The organism is Streptomyces sp. NPDC042346 (genome assembly GCF_055581845.1).
Genome location: NZ_JBVJEH010000005.1, coordinates 306,541 through 324,252, shown reverse-complemented (window position 1 = coordinate 324,252; position 17,712 = coordinate 306,541). Strand labels below are relative to the sequence as shown.

Here is a 17,712-nt window from a genome sequence, read left to right as displayed (position 1 = left end):
CGAATCTAGGATGCGAGCATGTCCCTCCCGCACGCGATCCTCACCGCGTTGCTCGAAAAGCCGTCCTCCGGCCTCGAACTGACGCGCCGCTTCGACAAGTCGATCGGCTACTTCTGGTCGGCCACGCACCAGCAGATCTACCGCGAGCTGGGCAGGCTGGAGGAGGCGGGGCACATCCGCGCCCTGCCCGCTCCGGTGCCCGCGCGCGGGCAGAAGAAGGAGTACGAGGTGCTGCCCGCGGGCCGGGCGGAGCTGGCCGACTGGGTCGCCAGGTCCGAGGACCCGAAGCCGATGCGGTCCGCGCTGCTGCTGCGGATGCGGGCCGCAGCGATCGTCGGGGTCGAGGGCCTCCGGGCCGAGCTGGAGCGCCATCTCGCCCTGCACCGGGAACAGTTGGCTGAGTACCTCGCGATCGAGGGGCGGGACTTCCCTGCGGAACGGCGCCGCACCGAGCCGGACCGGCTGCGCCATCTCGTCCTGCGCGGCGGGGTGGACCTGGAGCGGTTCTGGGTGGAGTGGCTGACGGCGGCACTGGCGGAGCTGGGGCCGGAGGGCTGAGCCCGTCCCTCGACCGTCCGGGCCCCGCGCCCCGCTCCACCGTGGATACTGGTCAGTTGTCACTCCACGCAACGAAAGGGCGGGTATGGCCGACGACTTGGGGCACCGCGCTACACGTCACGCCGTGGTCATCGGGGGAAGTCTGGCCGGCCTTCTGGCCGCACGGGTCCTCGCGGAGCACGCGGAGAAGGTGACGGTCGTCGAGCGCGACCGTATCCCGGAGGGCCCGGAGGCCCGGCCGGGCGTACCGCAGGGCCGGCACCTCCACGTCCTCATCGCGGGCGGGCAGCAGGCCCTCGACGAGCTGCTTCCGGGGTTCATGGCGGAGCTCGGGGAGCTCGGGGCGCCCCGGGTGGGCGCGCCCGGGGACATGGTCCAATGGCAGAACGGCAAGTGGTTCCGCCGGCTGCCGGCGACCACGCACTACTCCACGGGCCCGCGCCCGCAGCTGGAGTGGCTGGTGCGGCAGCGGGTGCTCGCCGACCCGCGCATCGAACTGATCGAGGGCCACGAGACGGTGGGCCTGATCGGCGACTCGTCGCGCGTACGCGGCATACGGCTGCGTGAGCGCGGCGCGGGCACCGAGAAGGAGCCCCGCGTCCTGGAGGCCGATCTGGTCGTGGACGCCTCCGGGCGGTCCACGAAGGCGGCGGACTGGCTGGCGGGCATCGGCGCCGAGGCCCCGCACGAGGAGACCCTCGACACGGGCCTCGCGTACAGCACGAGGGTGTACCGGTCGACGGCCGACACCCCGGACTCCGACGCCCTCGGCTACTACATCGTGCCCAACCCGTCCCAGGTGTACGGCGGTGTGATCCTTCCCCTCGGCGACGGGCGGCACCTGGTGACCCTGTCGGGGCTGCGCGGCGACGAACCGCCCACGGAGGAGGGGGCGTTCGAGGAGTACGCCAAACGGCTCCCGCACCCGGTGGTCAGCGACTGGCTGGCGGCGGCGGAGCCGGTGTCCCCGGTGTACGGCTTCCGGAAGACCGCCAACATCCGGCGCCGGTACGACCGTCCGGGGCGCCGCCCGGCCGGCTTCCTCGCCACCGGTGACGCCCTCTGCACCTTCAACCCCATCTACGGGCAGGGCATGGCGGTCGCCGCGCTGTCCGCTGTCGCCCTGCGCCGGGCGCTCGCCGACCCGAAGCGCACCGCGACCACGCGGCAGGTGCAGCGCGCGCTGCTCGACGCCTCGCGGCAGGCCTGGGACATCTCGGCGGGCGCCGACAAGAAGATGCCGGGCGCCACCGGGGACGCGGCGCGCCCGGCACCGATGGACAACGTGCTCGGCTGGTACCTGCGCCGGGTGCAGGAGCGGGCCGCGAGCGACCCGGTCGTCGGCGCGCCGTTCCGCAGCGCGCTCACCCTGGCCACCCCGCTGACGTCGCTCTTCGCCCCGGCCGTGGCGAAGGCCGTGCTCTTCGGGCCGGTGCACGCGACACCGGCCGAGCCGCCGCTGCGTCGGGACGCTTAGGAACCTGCGGCTCCGGGCGGCGGGCCCGGAGAGGGGTTCCGGGCGGCGGTTCCGGGTGCCGGACGGTTCAGGCGCCCGGGGCCGCTGTCACCATCCCGGCCGCGATGGCCGCGCCGAGCGCCGCGTAGTCGTCGGCGTTCTGGCCCGCGTAGGCGAGGGAGAAGTCGGCGACGGCGCGGTCGAAGACGTCCGAGCTGCCGAGATAGCCCGCGATGGCCATCCGGTCGCCGGAGCGGGCGTGGGCGCGGGCCAGGGCCGTGCCGCAGAGCCGCGCGTAGTCCCTGAGGGTGGACGGGGACATGGTCTCCACCTCGGCCGAGCCCTTCATGTCGCGCAACTGGCGCCAGTAGAAGTGGCGTTGCTCGGGGCCGGTCATCCAGCCGAGGAAGATGTCGCTGGCGGCCTGGGTGAGGCGCTGCCCGCAGACGACGCGGCGGCCCTGGTGGGCGTAGGGCGTCGGCGGCAGGTAGGGCTCCAGGACGGAGCGTTCGGCCTCCTTGATCTGGAGGATGAGCGGGTCGCCGTCGTCGCGGCCTTCGAGCAGGATGATGAAGCAGCGGGTGCCGACGCTGCCGACCCCGACGACCTTGCGGGCCGCGTCGACGAAGCGGAACCGGTCGAGGAGGAGGCGCCGCTCCTCGGAGAGCGAGCTGCGGTAGTCACTGAAGATCTTGCCGAGGCTGACGCGGTCGACGTCCGTGGTCCGCACCAGGAGCGGCGGGTCCTCGATGATGTGCCGCGCACCGGACGCGTCGGTCTCGGTGAGCTTGGCGAGGGCCTGGAGGCTGGTGCGGCGGCGGGCCTTGGCGAGCCGGCCTGCGACGCGGGCGCGGTCGTCGCGGCGGACGAGGGGAAGCAGGTCGTCGGCGGCCACCCGCTGGTACCAGACGGCGAGTTCGCCGAGCTCCGCGAGACGGCTCATGGTCGTGCGGTACGCCTCCGCGGCCACGAGCGCGGCCCGGTGGGCCTTGGGCTTCGTGCTGCCGTTCTGGAGGGCGGCGACGGCGACGCTGGCGGCGAGCCGCTTCACGTCCCACTCGAAGGGCCCGGGGAGCGTCTCGTCGAAGTCGTTCACGTCGAAGAGGAGCGTCCGTTCGGGTGAGGCGTACACCCCGAAGTTGAGCAGGTGGGCGTCGCCGCAGAGCTGGACGGTGAGACCGGTGTGGCGCTGGGCGCCGAGGTCGGCCGCCATCACGGCGGCGGCGCCGCGCAGGAAGGCGAAGGGGGAGACCGCCATGCGGCCGTAGCGGAGGGGGGCCAGGTCGGGCAGCCGGCCCTCGGACTGGCGCTCCAGGACGGTCAGCGGGTCGGGGCGCTGGGAGGAGGGGATCCAGCGGCCGTGGGAGGAGCGGGGAACGCCCTTGCGGGCCGCCCGGCCCTTCGCCGCGCGCTCCGAAGGTGTCGTCATCCGGCCTCACCCGCCTCTTCCGCCGTTGCGGCCCGGTGCCCGCCGCCTGGACCCCATTACAAGGCGCGGCGCTCGTTTCGGCCACTCTGGCGGGCCGCCCTAGCGAAATGGTTTAGACCAATGATAGGTATTGATCACCCATACGACCCATGCGGTCACGCTGTGCTGAGAGAGGGTTGATCATGGCCGAGCCCGATACCGAGGTGGCGGAAGTGCCGCTCTATCTCCGGGTCGCCGCCGCGCTGCGCGAGGATCTCGCCAACCGGCACATCTCCCCCGGGAGCCGGCTCCCTTCCGAACGGTGCCTGTCCCAGCGCTACCACGTCAACCGGCAGACCGTCCGCAGCGCCCTCCAGCTCCTGCGGGACGAGCGCCTCGTGGTCACCGACCGGCGCGGCACGTTCGCCGCGGCGGCGGCGGACGCCGACCCCGCCGCCCCCGTACTGACGGCCCGCCGGCCGACCTTCCCCGGCGGGCCGCGCGTGAGCGAGGCCCTGGTGCGGGCCTCGCTCGCCTGGGAGCCACCGCCCACGCCGCTCACCTCCCGGCTGCTGCTCGCCCCCGGCGAGCCGACGCTCGTCCACCGCCACCTGGTGCTCGGGCCCCAGGGGGCCGCGCTCCAGCGGGCCGTGTCGTGGTTCTCCCGGCCGGCGCTCGCCGAGATTCCCCAACTCGCCCGCTACCGGCGGATCAAGGACAGCCATCACCAGCCCGACCTGCGGCTGCTGTACCACTGGATGCACCAGGCGGGGCTGCGGATCACCCATCGGGAGTCGATCGGCGTCCCGCCCGGTCCGGCCGCGACGACGGCCGCCGGCGGAGCGGCCCGGCTGGTCGTCCACCGGACGGTGAGCGACCAGCACGGACACGCGCTGGAGATCACGGACATCGACTTCTCGGCGCAATCGACCGCCTGGACCTACGAGTTCAGCGCCTGATCCGCTCCCTACGGAGTCGTGATCAGCGGCCTCGGCGGGGTCCGCATGCCGTTGCCGATGTGGAAGCTCGGGTGCGGGGGCTGGTTGTAGGCGGTGTTCTGCCAGGCCAGCCCCGTGCGGTACATGGTGTCGTGCAGCAGGGTCGTGATCCGGGTCCCCGTCTCGTACGGCGTCGAGTAGATCCGCAGCGCCGTGTTGTCGCTCGTGCGCCACACGACCTCCTCCCGCCAGTCGCCGAGGATGTCCCCGGAGAGCGCGGGCGTCGCCTTGGTGGTGTTGTTCGACGCCACCGAGGCGCCGGTGAGGAGCCGGGTCTCGCCGTCGGGGCCGTACTTGTCGATCCGGGTCCCGTCGAGGAGTTCCCGGGTGGTGTCGCCGTCCCACCAGCTCAGGAAGTTGGCGGAGGAGGGCTCGCGGCCCTTGGTGGCCCCTGCCTCGTCCCGTACCGACGTGTCGGACGAGGACCACACCTCCGCTCCGTCGTTCCCGGCCCAGATGTCGCCGGCGACCCCGCGGCCGTTGTCGCAGCAGGCCGCGAGCTGCCAGCGGACGGTGCCGTTCGCCGGGTCCATGTACAGCTGGGCCGGCTGGGAGGACGACTCAGAGACCTTGAAGTACTCCAGGCCCGGCGTGCCCGGGTCGAGGTCGCCGAGGTGCTGGGCGTCGCCGTGGCCCGTCCTCGTGGTCCACAGGCCGCTGCCGTCGTCGTCCACGGCCATGGCGCCGTAGACGATCTCGTCCTTGCCGTCACCGTCCACGTCGCCCACGGAGAGGCTGTGCGAGCCCTGGCCGTCGTACCCCTTCCCCGTGTTCGTGGAACTCGACGAGTCGAAGGTCCACCGGCGGGTGAAGGCGCCGTCGCGCCAGTCCCAGGCGGCGATCACGCTCCGCGTGTAGTAGCCGCGCGCCATGATCAGTGAGGGCCGGGCGCCGTCGAGGTACGCGGTGGCCGCGAGGAAGCGGTCGACGCGGTTGCCGTAGGCGTCGCCCCAGGACGAGACGGTGCCGCGTGCGGGGACGTAGGCGGTGGTGCCCAGGGCGGCGCCCGTCCGCCCGTCGAACATCGTCAGGTACTCGGCGCCCGCCAGGACGTACCCGCTGCTGTTGCGGTGGTCGGCCGAGGCGCTGCCGATCACCGTGCCGCGTCCGTCGACGGTCCCGTCGGCGGTCTTCATGGCCACCTCGGCCCTGCCGTCGCCGTCGTAGTCGTAGACCTGGAACTGGGTGTAGTGCGCGCCGGAGCGGATGTTGCGGCCGAGGTCGATCCGCCACAGCCGGGTGCCGTCGAGCGTGACGCCGTCCACGACGGTGTTGCCGGTGTATCCGGACTGCGAGTTGTCCTTGGCGTTCGTCGGCTGCCACTTGAGGACGAAGTCCAGGTCGCCGTCGCCGTCGAGGTCGCCGACGGAGGCGTCGTTGGCCTCGTAGGTGTACGCCACCCCGTCGGGGGTCGTGCCGCCGGCCGGCGGGGTGATCGGCACGTCCTTGTAGCCGGTGCGGAACTGCACGGCGTGCACGGAGTCCGCCTGCTCGACGCCGCCGACGACCGCGCGGACCGTGTAGTCGGCCGTGCTCGGCGCGCCGGAGTGGAAGAAGTTCGTGGACGCCGTGACGGGTGCGGGGTTCACCCTGGTGCCGGCCCGGTAGACGTTGAAGGCGACGGAGTCCGGGTCGGTGCCCAGCCAGCGCCAGCTGACGAGGTTCCCGGTGTCGGTGTGGACGCTCACCACGCCCCGGTCGAGCCGTTCGGCCTGCCGCGCCGTGGCGGCGGACGCGGTCCCGGTGGTCGCGGTGAGCGCGGCACAGGTCATGACGCCCGCCGCGAGCGCGGCGGTCAAGCGGTGGGCGGCGAGGGACGGTTGCCGGTACTGCACGAGTCCTCCTGCGGGGGGAAGAGAGCCGTTGCGTACCTACCGGTCGCCGCCGCGCCGGGATCGGTTGCCCGGACCGTGCGACTCAGTCGGCGTCGCGCGGGTCGAAGGACTCGGTGTCGACGATCAGGCGCCGGGGGAAGGCGCGGGCGACCGACTCCCAGGGGGTGAACTTGAAGTTCGTGCTCTCGCGTTCGCCGTTGGCGGGTGCGGCCTCCCCGTCGTGGGTGACGAGGACGCCCCGGGGGAAGTTCCGGCCGAGCGGGACGTTGACCACGGTGCTGCCGTCGGAGTGCTGCACCCCGTCGGTGGCGGCGCCGTCGCCGATCGCGAATGAACCGAGGTAGGAGTTGTCACCCTCACGGTCGTAGGCGGCGAAGGTGTTGTCGCCCTGGCTGGAGGCGAGGACATAGCCCGCGCCGTCGCCGGCGTGGTAGACGGTGACGCCCTCGGCGTCGGCGCTCAGGTGCTCGCCGCCGAAACCGGGGTCGTGGGCGGTGTCGAGGACGCACTCCTCCTCGGCGGTGTCGTACGTCCACGGGGTGCCGTACTCACGGACCCTGTCGAGGAGTTCGGGTGCCTCGAACCGGGCGTCGTCGAGCTCGACGCGCCAGAGGCCGACGGCCTCCTGGGCCGCGTACAGGACGTGCTCCTCCTGGTCGACGGCCATGCCCTCGACCTGCGGGCGCTCGCCGGGGTCGGCGCAGGGCCGCCAGGAGGTGCCGTCGGGGAGGGTGAAGGAGGCGGGCAGGTCGAGGGTGTCCTCGGTGCGGTAGCCGACCCGGCCGCCGCGGTCCTCCAGTTCGAGCAGGCGCAGGCTCGTCTCCTCGCGCCGCGAGACCACGACGTACGCCTCGTCGTCGTCGCTGTACGCGGCGAGACCGTACGCGGTGTGCTGCTCGTCCACCTCGGGCTCGCTGCCGGCGAAGACCGGCGCCACGTCGGCGGCGGTCACGTCGCGCAGCGGCGGGCGGCCCGCGGCGACGGCGGCGGCGTCGATGGCGTAGGCCCGGACGCGGTCGCGGCCCCGGTCGCTGACCAGGGCCAGGTCGGTCTTCCGGCCGGCGAGTTCGAAGCCGTAGACGATGTCGACGTTGTTGAACCGGCCGGGTGCGGCGTCCTCGCCGGGGGCCTGCGGCGCGGCGATGTGCTGGAGCCGGCGGCCGTCGAGACCGTAGACGTCGAGGCCGGCCTCCTTGAGCGTGCCGATCACGATGCTGCGGCCGGGACGCGTGGGGTCGACCCAGACGGCGGGGTCGTCGGCGTTCGCGTTGCCGCCCACCTCGTCGTCGTAGACGGCGGGCGTCTCGACGTGCGCGGTGACGGTGACCGGGACGGGCTGGGTGGTCGCGGAGGCCGCGGTGACCACCGCGAGGGCGGCGGCGAGAGCGGTCAGAGCGGAAGCGCTCACAGTACTCCTCGGTAGCGTTGACGGACGGGCGAGACGCTACGGACGGAGGGTGGAGCACCGGGGACGTCGGCGTGAACACCGGATGCACCGTGAACCCCCGGCGTGTGTGCGGGGGTTCACGGTGTCGAGGCGGATCCGGGGCGGGGCGGGGCGGGGCGGGGCGGCTAGACGATGCCCTCCGAGATGTCCGCCTCCTCGCGGGCGGTTCCGTACGCCGTCGGGGTGCCGTACGAGCGGCGGGCGACGTACCACCAGACGCTGGCCAGGACGAGGACGACGGCGAGCGCGATCACGGCGTAGTTCATGGAGTCGACCGTCACGGGGGACTTCTGCGGCAGGCAGAACAGGACGGTCACCACGGCCACCCACACGACGGCGGTCCAGCCGATCGGCTTGCTCCACCGGCCGAGGCTCCACGGCCCGGGGGTGAAGCGGTTCCCGGCGCGCAGGCGGAGGTAGATCGGGATGGCGTAGGCGGGCGTGATGCCGATGACGTTGATCGCGGTGACCGCGCCGTAGGCGGTGGCCGAGTACAGCGAGGGGACGGCGAGCAGCGCCGCCACGGCGACGGCGAGCCAGACGGCCGGGACCGGGGTCTGGGTGCGTCCGCTGACCTTCCGCCAGATCGCCGAGCCGGGAAGGGCGTTGTCGCGGCTGAAGGCGAAGACCATGCGGCTCGCGGCGGCGACCTCGGCGTTGCCGCAGAAGAGCTGCGCGACGATCACGACGAGCAGGAGGGCGGTGGCGCCGCCGGAGCCGAGGGCGTCCAGGAGGATCTGGGCGGGCGGGACTCCGGTGGCGCTGTTCTGCGTGGCGGCGTAGTCCTGGATGGCGAAGCTCAGTCCGGCGAGGAGCGCGAAGCCCGCGATCCAGGAGACCCAGATGGCCCGCACGATGCCCTTGGCGGCGGTGACCGAGGCGTTCGAGGTCTCCTCGGAGAGGTGGGCCGAGGCGTCGTAGCCCGAGAAGGTGTACTGGGCGAGGAGCAGGCCGATCGCGGCGACGTAGAAGGGGTTGGCCCAGCCGGTGTCGTTGACGAACTCGGTGAAGACGAAGTCCACGGACTGGTGGCGGTCGGGGACGAACGCGAGCGCGCCGACGATGAGCGCGACACCCGCGAGGTGCCACCAGACGCTGACCGAGTTGAGGACGCTGACCAGGCGGACGCCGAAGAGGTTGAGGACGGCGTGCAGCAGGAGGATCGCGAGGAAGATGAGGAAGGTGGAGCCCGCCGTGGGTTCGAAGCCCCACTGGAGGTTGAGGAAGGCCCCGGTGAAGAGCGCGGCTCCGTAGTCGATGCCGGCGATGGCGCCGAGCAGGCCGAGGAGGTTCAGCCAGCCCGTGTACCAGCCCCAGCGCCGTCCGCCGAGCCGGTCCGCCATGTAGTAGAGGGCGCCGGAGGTGGGGTAGGCGCTGGTCACCTCGGCGAGGGCGAGGCCGACGCAGAGGACGAAGAGGCCGACACCCGCCCAGCCCCAGAGCATGACGGCGGGTCCGCCCGTGCCCATCCCGAAGCCGTAGAGGGTCATGCAGCCGGAGAGGACCGAGATGACGGAGAAGCTGATCGCGAAGTTGCCGAAGCCTCCCATGCGGCGGGCCAGGACCGGCTGGTAGCCGAGCTCTCTGAGCCGCGCCTCCTCGTCCTGGGCGGGGGGTGGCTTGCGTATCGCGTCGGACTGGGCCGTGGTGCGGGACATGGGTACCTCCGGGGACGGGCGGTGAGCGGGGGGAAGGAGCGGGGTCGTGCGTACGGGGGCGCCGCGGGCGGGGCGTCAACCGGTGAGACAGCGGGACCGGGCGCGCAGGAAGACGTCCTCCGCGTGGGCCCGGTCGTCCGGCCGGTCGGTGCGGTAGGCCCACGGCAGCGTCGCGTAGTACGGGCCGAGTGCCTTGAAGACCCGGGCCGCGTCGTCGAAGCGGAGGGCTCCGTAGAGGGCGTGCGCCAGGTAGTTGAGGTCGAGCAGGGAGGCCTCTTCGGTGGCACAGAAGAAGAACCAGGTGTCCAGGGCGCGCTCGGCGTCGCGGACGGCGTCCTCGGCGACCCAGTGCAGGTCGAGGGCGCGCTCGTGGCCGCGCTCGCGCCGGTAGCGCTCGACGCGCACGTAGAGCGGGAGGGCGTGCAGGGCGGAGCCGACGGGGGCGGACGTGGCGGCCCACTGGGCGTAGTTGACGGCCTCGGAGAGCGGTCCGGGGCTGCGGGCGTAGACGAACTGGAGCATGCGGTGGTGCGCTTCGCGGTTGTACGGGTCGCGTTTCTCCGCCTCGGCGAGCAGGCCCCAGGGGCCGGGGGCCAGCATGGGCGCCGGCGGGGAGAGCCGGTGCTCCGCCATGCGCTGGCGTCCGTCGAGGGCGGCGAGCGCGAGGAGGCCGACCCAGGGCACGGGGTCGGCGGGGGCCAGTTCGGCGGCCTCGCGGCAGCCGGTCCAGGCCTCCTGCCAGAGTTCGCGGGTGCGGGCGTGGCCGGCGCGGTGGGCGCGGACGGCCCGCTCCACGGCGACACGGCTGTGCATCACGGTCGCGGCGATGCTCCCGGGCTGTTCGGTGCGCCAGGTGTGGACGACGTCGGTGCCCGCGGCGACGGCGGCGAGCACCTGGGTGCGCCGGGTCCAGCCGTCCCAGCCCGACGTCTCGTCGAGCAGCCGGGCCATGGCCACCCAGCGGCCGGTGCGCAGGTCCTGGACGGCACCCCGCAGGGCGTGGTCGTGTCCCGCGGGGTGGTAGACGGGACGGAAGCCCTGAGCGGCCATCAGGGGGTGGGGCCTGGTGTGGGGCCTGGCGTGGATCCTGGTGTGGGCGACATGGTTCCTCGGTGGATGGAGGGGGGTGGTCAGTCCCCCGACGGCCTTCCTGCCGTTGATCGGCGATCACTATAGAGGGCACTGGACTCGACCAGTCCACTCTTCTGGGCGACAGTAACTATTAAGCCAGCGACTGAATTTGACTTGCTGTCAGGAAGGCCGGTCCGACCTGACGGTGTCGGCCGCCGATGCTTGACGCCGGGCCCGGACAGCGGCACCCTGACCCTTTTCGGTGATCGGACGATCACCCTCCGATCCTGCGACGGGAGCAGCGCAATGACGGGCGGCCCGGTACTCGCCGTCGACCAGGGCACCTCGGGCACGAAGGCGCTCGTCCTCTGCCCGGAGCGCGGGGTGATCGGCACGGGCACGGCCCCGGTCCGGCCCCGGTACCTCCCGGGCGGTCTGGTCGAGGTCGACCCGCGTGAGCTGTACGACTCCGTCGTCGCGGCCGGCCGGGCGGCACTGGCCGAGGCGGGCACCCCGGTCACGGCCGTGGGTCTCGCCAACCAGGGCGAGACCGTCCTCGCCTGGGACCCCGCCACCGGCGAGCCCCTCACGGACGCGCTCGTCTGGCAGGACCGCCGGGCCGCCTCCGTCTGCGACGGGCTCGACGACCACGCCGAGCAGCTGCGCCATCTCACCGGCCTGCCCGTGGACCCCTACTTCGCCGCACCCAAGATGGCCTGGATCCGCCGTCACGCCACCGGCGCCGGGGTGGTCACCACCAGCGACTCCTGGCTCGTCCACCGGCTGACGGGCGCTTTCGTCACCGACGCGGCGACCGCCGGGCGCACCGGACTGCTCGATCTGGACACGGTCGCCTGGTCGGAGACGGCCCTCGACCTGTACGGCCTGGGCGGCGAGCGGCTGCCCCGGGTGGTGGACTGCGACACCCCGGTCGGCACGACGACGGCCTTCGGCCCGCCGCTGCCGCTGACCGGCCTCCTCGTCGACCAGCAGGCCGCCCTGCTCGCGCAGAGCGCGAGCGACCCGGCCGCCGCCAAGTGCACCTACGGTACGGGCGCCTTCCTCCTCGCGCAGACCGGGCCCGAGCCCCGGCGCGGCACCTCCGGCCTGGTGAGCTGTGTCGCCTGGCGGCTCGGCGGGCGCGTCGCCCACTGCCTGGACGGCCAGGCGTACACCGTCGCCTCGGCGGTCCGCTGGCTCACCGACCTGGGCGTCCTCGCCGGGGCGGAGGAGCTCGACGCGGTCGGCGGCGGTGTGCCGGACACCGGCGGGGTCACCTTCGTGCCCGCGCTCGCCGGCCTCGCCGCGCCGTGGTGGCGGGGGGACGTGCGCGGCTCGCTCACCGGGCTCGGCCTGGACACCTCCCCCGGCCATCTGGTCCGCGCGCTGTGCGAGGGCATCGCCGCCCAGGTGGTGGAGCTCGCCGCGGCGGTCGCCTCCGACCGGGGCGCACCGCTGACCTCGCTGCGCGCGGACGGGGGCCTGACCCGGTCCGCGCTGCTCATGCAGACCCAGGCCGATCTGCTGCAACTGCCCGTCGAGGTCTCGTCGTTGCCCGATGCCACGGCCCTCGGGGTGGGCGCGGTGGCCCGGCTCGGCCGCCACCCGGGGCTCACGCTCCGCGAGGCGGTCCCGGAGTGGAAGCCCTCGGCCGTCTACGAGCCCCGCATCCCGGCCGACGAGGCCGCCGCACGACTGGCCGCGTTCCGCGCGGAGGTGTCGGCACTCGTCGACCGCGGCAGCGGCGGCGGGGCGGGGGGTGGCGGCGGGGCGGGGGGTGGCGGGCGTACAGGCCCGGGGGACGCCGGGAGCGCCGGCGCGGGGAACGCCGGAAATGCCGGCGCGGGCAGCGCCGGATGAGCGTCACGCGCACCGGCCCGCTGCCCGCGGAACAGGAAGCCGAGTACGACGTCGTGGTCGTGGGGGCGGGGGTCGTGGGCTGCGCCATCGCCCGCGCCCTGGCCCGCCACCCGCTGCGGGTCGCGCTCGTGGAGGCCGCGAACGACGTCGGCGACGGCACGTCCAAGGCCAACACCGCCATCCTGCACACCGGTTTCGACGCCGTCCCGGGCACGCTCGAAGCCCGCCTCGTCCGCGAGGGGCACCGGCTGCTCGGCGCGTTCGCCGGCGAGGCGGGGATTCCCGTCGAGCCGCTCGGCGCGCTGCTCGTCGCCTGGGACGAGCAGCAGCTCGCCACGCTCCCCCGGCTCGCGGAGAAGGCCGAGCGCAACGGCCACCGCACCACCCGGATGCTGTCCGCCGAGGAACTCCGGTCCCGTGAGCCCCACTTGGGCCCGGGGGCGCTCGCCGCGCTCGCCGTTCCCGGCGAATCGGTGATCTGCCCGTGGACGACCACCCTCGCGTACGCGACGCAGGCCGTCCGCTCCGGAGTCGACCTCCACCTCAACTGCCGGGTGGAGAAGGTGCGTACGGGCGATCCGTGGCACCGGCTCGTCACCGGGCGCGGGGTGCTGCGGACCCGGTACCTGGTGAACGCCTGCGGGCTCCACGCGGACGCCTTCGACGCGCTGCTCGACCGCCACGACTTCGCCGTCACCCCCCGCCGGGGCCAGCTGCTCGTCTTCGACAAGTTCGCCCGTGACCTGGTCCGCCACATCCTGCTCCCGGTCCCCGGGCCGCTCGGCAAGGGCGTGCTCGTCTCGCCCACGGTGTACGGGAACGTCATGCTCGGGCCCACCGCCGAGGACCTCGACGACAAGAGCGCCACCGGCACGACGGCGGAAGGGCTCGCCGGCCTCCGCGAGCAGGGCGGACGCATCCTTCCCGCGCTGCTCGACGAGGAGGTCACGGCGGTCTACGCGGGGCTGCGGGCCGCGACCGGGCAGGAGGACTACCGGTGCGCGGCCCATCCCGTGCTGCGGTACGTCACGGTGGGCGGCATCCGCTCCACCGGGCTCACCGCCTCCCTCGCGCTCGCCGAGCACGTCCTCGAACTCCTCGCGGACTGCGGGCTCGCCCCCGGGCCCGAGCGTCCGCTCGCCCCCGTCCGCATGCCGAATCTCGGCGAGGCCTTCCCCCGCCCGTACCGCGACGCGCAACTCATCGCCAAGGACCCCGAGTTCGGCGCGGTCGTCTGCCACTGCGAGCGGGTGACGCGGGGCGAGATCCGGGCCGCGTACGCGTCGACGATCCCCCCGGCGGGCCCGGACGGACTGCGGCGCCGGACGCGCGCCCGGGGCGGGCGGTGCCAGGGCCACTTCTGCGGCGCGGAGGTACGGGCGCTGAGCGAGGAGTACGGGCGGGGGCGGGAGTCGCGGTGAAGGAGGGGCAGGTCAACGGAGGTTCGGCGCAGGGGGTTCCGGTGAGCCGGACGGTCGACGTGCTCGTCGTCGGCGCGGGGCCAGCCGGGCTCGCCGCCGCCGCGCGGCTCGCCGCGGCGGGCGCGGAACGCGTCGAGGTGCTGGAGCGGGAGCGCACGGCCGGCGGCGTACCGCGGCACTGCGGGCATCCCGGTTTCGGCGCGGACCACCGGGGGCGGCCGCTCGACGGCCCGGCGTACGCGCGCCGCACGGTCCGGGCGGCGCTGCGCGCCGGAGCCGTGGTCCGTACCGGGGTCTCCGCGACCGGCTGGGCCGGGCCGCTCACCCTCGACGTCACCGCGCCGACCGGGCTCGAACGGATCCGGGCGCGCGCCGTGGTCCTCGCGACGGGGGCCCGCGAGCGACCGCGCAGCGCCCGGCTCGTACCGGGCTCCCGGCCGTCCGGGGTTCTCACCACGGGCGAACTCCAGCAGACGGCAAGGCTGTTCGGGCCGCGCGACGGGGACGTGCGCGAGCGCGTCGGGCGGCGGGCGGTGGTCGTCGGCGGTGAGCCGGTGGCCCGGCACGCGGTACGGGCGCTGCGCGCGGCGGGCGTGGACGTGGCCGCGGTCGTCACCGAACTGCCGCGCGCGGCAGCCGGGTTCGGAGCCGTACCCGTCCTGACCCGGACGGCGGTGGCCGAGCTGCTCGGCCGGGGCCGGCTGACCGGGGTGGCGGTCCGGGGCCGGGACGGGCGGACGTCCGTGCTGCGCTGCGACACCGTGGTGTTCACCGGGGACTGGATCCCCGACCACGAGCTGGCCCGGGCGCGCGGTCTGGCACCGGCGCCGGGGACCCGCGGGCCCGTCACGGACGACGGGTACCGCACGGCCGAGCCGGGGGTCTTCGCGGTCGGCAACCTGCTGCGCGGGGTGGAGCCGGCGCCGGTGGCCGCCGCCGAGGGCCGGGCGGTCGCCGCCGCCGTCCTCGACCTGCTCGCCGGGGTGCCCCGGGCCGCCGCGGGAGTGCCGGTGCTGACGGAGGGGCCCCTGCGGTGGGTGACACCCGGTCTCCTCGGCCCGGCGTCCGTCCCCCTGCTCGTCCGACCGGACCGGCGTCTCGTACGACCGCTCCTGACCGTCGCCCAGGAGGGCGTCCCGCTCCGGCGGGAGCGGCTGCGCGGGGAGCTCGTGCCCTGGCGTTCGGTGCGGCTCGGGCCGGAGTGGACGAGCGGCGTGGACCTGGCGGGCGGACCGGTCGTGGTCGGCGCGGCGGAGTGCCCCTGATCCGGAGGGGAACGGCATCGGCTCCCGCCACGCGCGATCCGCGCGGCGGGAGCCGATGCTGGTGGGGCCGATGCCAGTGGGGCCGATGCCGCCGAGGGCTGGGCCGCCGAGGACGGGGTCGGCGAGGGCGGGGCCGGACTACGGGGCGTCCAGCTGCGCCTTGCTGTGGGCGTAGAGAACGCGCTCGCACACGAGACCCAGGCACTTCGCCGACTCGCCGTCCTCAAGGGCCTCGGCGTTCACCGCAGGGCCGTAGTGCTCGGAGACCGACCACAGGCGCTGCGCGCCTCGTTCGTAGGAGAGGTCCTCGGCGCCCATGGCGGTCTTGATCGCGCTGCCGTTGGACACCAGCGCGCCGTTGCTCCACTTGTAGCGCCACAGGTTGCCCGGACTGTTGTGACCGGCGCTCTGGTTGACGTACAGCTTGTCGCCCATCGCGAGCGCGCCCTGGGCGCCGCCGTCCGTCATGGGCAGGTAGTTGGCCCAGCCCTCGGCCGCCACCTCGCCGGAACGGTTCTCCAGGCTCTTGACGGGGAACGAGGCGATGCGGCCGGGCGAGGGGTAGCCGCTCTCCGGACGGCAGTACTCGCCCATGATCAGCCGGTCCGGGGTCGTGCTGCGGTCGAGCGACAGGTAGGACGCCTTCGGGGCGCCCGTGCTCACGCACTTGAACGTACCCGTGGGGTTGGTCTGGTCGACCTTGAACTTCCAGGCGGCCACCTGCGGCATGACGTAACGGTAGCCGAAGCTGTACCAGACGTTGTTGTCGCGGCCGACCTTCGTCTTGTCCTCGACGTTGGACGTGGTCTGCACCCCGTCGGTGTCCGCGCCCATCGCGTCACCGGCCTTGCCGTCCCCGTTGGGATCCAGGTCCATGATCTTCTCCATGTCGAAGATCCGGATGCCGTTGCGGGTGTCGGCGACGTAGAGGTAGTGGCCATACCAGACCATGCCGCCCGCGTGCAGCCCGTTCTGCATCTCCTTGTCCGGGTTCGGGACCGTCGAGCCCTCGGAGGCGTGCACGCCGTCGAAGGAGATGTGGTCGGCACCGTTCTCGTACGCCCAGCCCAGCAGCACGTGCCGGTACTTCACCGTGCCGTCGGCGCGGCGCTGCACGAAGGAGACCCGCACGCCCTTCTGGTTGCAGGCGTCGTTCGCCTTCAACTCGTCGGCACTGCAGTCGCCGACCTCGTTCCCGTTGCTGTCGCGTCCCGGGTCCCAGTTGTCGCAGGATGCGTAGAGCTGGATGTTCGTGTCGTTGCCGGTGCCGTACTGCTCGTTGTCCGCGGCGTCCGAGACCCCGGTCATGGCCTGCGGGATCCACTCGCGCGAGGTCGAGTCGTCGTTCTCCAGGCACCACTTGAGGGCCGGAGCCGGCGCCGTGCCGAACGGGTCACGGGCGCACGACGTCGTGTTCACGGTGCGGTTGGCGTCGGCGAGGAGCTTCGACACGCCCGACTTGGGCAGGACGCCGTCGAGGCGGGCGACGCGCTCGGCGGTCGTCCCGTTCATCGCGCCGGCCTGCAGGGTGAAGTCCGAGGGGTCGGCGGCCCCGCCGGGCCCGGTCCATCCCAGGGCACCCACGGGTGCCACGGCGCTCACCGTCGCCTGCGGTTCCTGAAGCCCCGACGGCGCGGCCGTCTCCCCGGCGTGGGCCGGGGCCGACAGACCGGTCAGAGCCAGCGTGACCGCGGTGGCGGCGGTCAGCCACGCCCGGGCCCTACGGGTCCGGGACGTGCGGGGGGGGGATGTGTGGGGGGACATGCGTGGGGGCATGCGGTTCTGCCTCCGTTGTTGCTGCTGCGACAGCCGAATCGAACGAAGGCTTTCAGGACGCTCACGCGGAGGCAAGCCGTTCGATGGGTCAACCACGCACACCTGGACGGGATGTGGGGTGTTGCACCGGAACCTCCGATTCCGGGTGTCGTTCCGTCAGACTTGGCCGTATGTCGGACAAGCGCAGTGCGGGTCTTGTGGTCTTCCGTCGGACGGCGGACAGCGGAGTCGAGGTCCTCATCGGCCACATGGGCGGGCCCTTCTGGGCCTCCCGGGAGCGGGAGGCCTGGTCGATTCCCAAGGGGGAGTACGAGCCGGACGAGCCACCCGAGGCGGCGGCGCGGCGGGAGTTCCTGGAGGAGCTGGGGCTGCCGGCCCCCGAGGGCACCTGGATCGACCTCGGGGAGGCGCGGCAGCGCAGCGGGAAGACCGTCACCGTCTGGGCGGTCGAGGGTGACCTCGACCCGGCGGCGGTGGTGCCGGGCACCTTCACCATGGAATGGCCGCCCCGGTCCGGTGTCCACCAGGAGTTCCCGGAGATCGACCGGGTCGGCTGGTTCGCCCCGGAGACGGCCGCTCCACTGCTCGTCGCCGGCCAGCGGGTCTTCCTGGAACGGCTGGCGGAGCACCTCGGCACACAGGCCTGACCCCCCGTTGTCAGACCCGTGCGAGAGGGTGGTGAGCGCAGACTGTCGAGAGGGAGCCCGACATGACCACGATGACCGCCAACGAGCGCGCGGCGGCCCAGGCGTACCTGCGGCTGCTCGAGTCCACGCAGGCCGTGCTGACCGACCCGCAGCTCGCCCCGTACGCCGGGGTGATGCTCACCCATCCGATGGCGGAGGCCGACGAGGCGCTTCGCGCGGCGGGCCTCTCGGGGAACGAGGACCGACTACTGCGCCTCGTCTCCTCGCTGCGGGCCTCCCCCGCGAACGCCTGGGGAAGGACCGGGTAGGGGG

General features: G+C 73.6%; 14 protein-coding genes. 8 read left to right on the top strand and 6 right to left on the bottom strand.

Going from position 1 to position 17,712, the window contains the following annotated elements; all coding sequences use genetic code 11:
- Positions 1-18 precede the first annotated feature (18 nt).
- Together ACZ6K0_RS22910 and ACZ6K0_RS22905 are read left to right on the top strand one after the other, a co-directional pair.
- Positions 19-558 carry a PadR family transcriptional regulator gene (locus tag ACZ6K0_RS22910; protein ID WP_469229991.1) on the top strand — a complete coding sequence of 180 codons (540 nt, stop codon included), beginning with the start codon at positions 19-21 and terminating at the stop codon, positions 556-558.
- A gap of 85 nt (positions 559-643) precedes the next feature.
- On the top strand, positions 644-2,035 hold the full coding sequence (locus ACZ6K0_RS22905) for an NAD(P)/FAD-dependent oxidoreductase (RefSeq protein ID WP_469229989.1): 1,392 nt from the start codon (positions 644-646) through the stop codon (positions 2,033-2,035).
- A 67-nt stretch (positions 2,036-2,102) separates the two neighbouring features.
- Here ACZ6K0_RS22905 and ACZ6K0_RS22900 read toward each other — a convergent pair whose 3' ends face one another.
- Complete coding sequence (locus ACZ6K0_RS22900; RefSeq protein WP_376403419.1) at positions 2,103-3,443, bottom strand: DUF2252 domain-containing protein; 1,341 nt, start codon at positions 3,441-3,443, stop codon at positions 2,103-2,105.
- A gap of 182 nt (positions 3,444-3,625) precedes the next feature.
- On the opposite strand from ACZ6K0_RS22900, the gene ACZ6K0_RS22895 reads away from it, so the two are divergent.
- Entirely contained in the window at positions 3,626-4,381 is a 756-nt protein-coding gene (locus ACZ6K0_RS22895; RefSeq protein ID WP_376403422.1) for a GntR family transcriptional regulator, read from the top strand.
- Between the two features lie 8 nt (positions 4,382-4,389).
- Here the strand turns inward: ACZ6K0_RS22895 and ACZ6K0_RS22890 are convergent, their stop codons facing one another.
- From ACZ6K0_RS22890 to ACZ6K0_RS22875, 4 genes are all read right to left on the bottom strand, one after another.
- A complete protein-coding gene (locus ACZ6K0_RS22890; protein ID WP_469230620.1) occupies positions 4,390-6,192 on the bottom strand; it encodes a rhamnogalacturonan lyase in 1,803 nt (600 codons plus the stop codon).
- Positions 6,193-6,337: 145 nt separating this feature from the next.
- Positions 6,338-7,663: a phytase gene (locus tag ACZ6K0_RS22885; protein ID WP_469229986.1), complete on the bottom strand. Its 1,326-nt coding sequence runs from the start codon at positions 7,661-7,663 to the stop codon at positions 6,338-6,340.
- Positions 7,664-7,827: 164 nt separating this feature from the next.
- On the bottom strand, positions 7,828-9,360 hold the full coding sequence (locus tag ACZ6K0_RS22880) for an amino acid permease (RefSeq protein ID WP_469229984.1): 1,533 nt from the start codon (positions 9,358-9,360) through the stop codon (positions 7,828-7,830).
- A 75-nt stretch (positions 9,361-9,435) separates the two neighbouring features.
- Positions 9,436-10,410, bottom strand: coding sequence for a hypothetical protein (locus tag ACZ6K0_RS22875; protein WP_376403431.1), 975 nt, complete (start codon positions 10,408-10,410; stop codon positions 9,436-9,438).
- Positions 10,411-10,737: 327 nt separating this feature from the next.
- On the opposite strand from ACZ6K0_RS22875, the gene ACZ6K0_RS22870 reads away from it, so the two are divergent.
- From ACZ6K0_RS22870 to ACZ6K0_RS22860, 3 genes are read left to right on the top strand one after another with little or no spacing between them, the layout of a single operon-like run.
- On the top strand, positions 10,738-12,291 hold the full coding sequence (locus tag ACZ6K0_RS22870; protein ID WP_469229982.1) for an FGGY family carbohydrate kinase: 1,554 nt from the start codon (positions 10,738-10,740) through the stop codon (positions 12,289-12,291).
- Positions 12,288-13,712: an FAD-dependent oxidoreductase gene (locus ACZ6K0_RS22865; RefSeq protein ID WP_469229980.1), complete on the top strand. Its 1,425-nt coding sequence runs from the start codon at positions 12,288-12,290 to the stop codon at positions 13,710-13,712. The genes ACZ6K0_RS22870 and ACZ6K0_RS22865 overlap by 4 nt, the downstream gene beginning before the upstream one ends.
- A 41-nt stretch (positions 13,713-13,753) precedes the next feature.
- Complete coding sequence (locus ACZ6K0_RS22860) at positions 13,754-14,977, top strand: FAD-dependent oxidoreductase (protein WP_469229978.1); 1,224 nt, start codon at positions 13,754-13,756, stop codon at positions 14,975-14,977.
- Between the two features lie 138 nt (positions 14,978-15,115).
- Here the strand turns inward: ACZ6K0_RS22860 and ACZ6K0_RS22855 are convergent, their stop codons facing one another.
- On the bottom strand, positions 15,116-16,570 hold the full coding sequence (locus tag ACZ6K0_RS22855) for a hypothetical protein (RefSeq protein ID WP_469229977.1): 1,455 nt from the start codon (positions 16,568-16,570) through the stop codon (positions 15,116-15,118).
- Between the two features lie 353 nt (positions 16,571-16,923).
- Between ACZ6K0_RS22855 and ACZ6K0_RS22850 the strand changes: the two genes are divergently transcribed.
- Positions 16,924-17,400 (top strand): NUDIX hydrolase, encoded by a 477-nt coding sequence (locus tag ACZ6K0_RS22850; protein WP_469229975.1) that lies wholly within the window; start codon positions 16,924-16,926, stop codon positions 17,398-17,400.
- Positions 17,401-17,462: 62 nt separating this feature from the next.
- The gene (locus tag ACZ6K0_RS22845; protein ID WP_469229973.1) at positions 17,463-17,708 is read left to right on the top strand and encodes a hypothetical protein; all 246 of its coding nucleotides are present in this window, start codon (positions 17,463-17,465) and stop codon (positions 17,706-17,708) included.
- Positions 17,709-17,712: the final 4 nt, after the last annotated feature.